Source organism: Lysobacter korlensis (assembly GCF_042434515.1).
On the sequence record NZ_JBHLTG010000049.1, the window covers coordinates 1 to 871 of the forward strand.

General features: G+C 41.8%; 1 pseudogene. It reads right to left on the reverse strand.

Annotated features, from left to right (window positions below):
- Positions 1 to 871 (reverse strand): annotated as a pseudogene (locus tag ACFFGH_RS34375) (hypothetical protein); the annotation flags it as partial.

The following is an 871-nucleotide window of genomic DNA, read 5'->3' on the forward strand; positions in this document are numbered from 1 at the left end:
TTTGTTGACAGCATCTTTACCATTTACACCATCGGCAACATTCGTGATTGTTTTACCTCCGGCATCGACACCATTTGCAGTAATACTTGGACCATCTTTAATAGTTAATCCTGTATCACCTAATGTGACCTTATCACCTACTTTAACACCGTCATTATTAACAGTCGTATTGCCGGTTTTCACAGATCCCGTAGTGCCTAGATCAAGATCTTTGGCAAGATCGATTTGGATAGAACCATCTGCATTTGCGGTTGTGACGATATTCTTCGCATCGGTTGCATTATTTGCACCACCAAGAATATCAAGTTTTTGATTCAACTTACGTTCAACCACAACTCCATCGTTATCCGCACCAAAGAGTAAGCCATCATCAAGACTTGCGACCTCTTTCTCATTGCCGTCTTTATCTTTGTACACAATACGGACTTCGCCATCTTTTCCATTTAAGCCTGGCGCTCCATCTTTCACTGCAATATTAAGAGTTGGTGCATCTTTACCTGCCTCACCTTTTGGACCGGTAAGACCGATTGATCCATCTTCGCCATTAATAACTACTGATGAACCATCTTTTCCGGTAACACCAATCTTACCGTCAACGCCATCTTTTCCGTCTTTTCCAGCTTCACCAACTTGGATATCGCCTAAGCCACTTAGGTTCTTCGCCATCTTCACAACAAGGTTGCCATCTTCAACATCAACACGCAGATTTTCATCACTCGCATCAACATTGTTAGCTAAGCCACCTTTAATTGTAACGGTATCACCTAGTTTCTTATTAATAACTGCACCAGCTGTATTACCCGCAAAGTTCAAGCCTTTATCGAGACTACCTTCAACACTCGTTTTAAGACCATCTAACTGATCTTTGTTG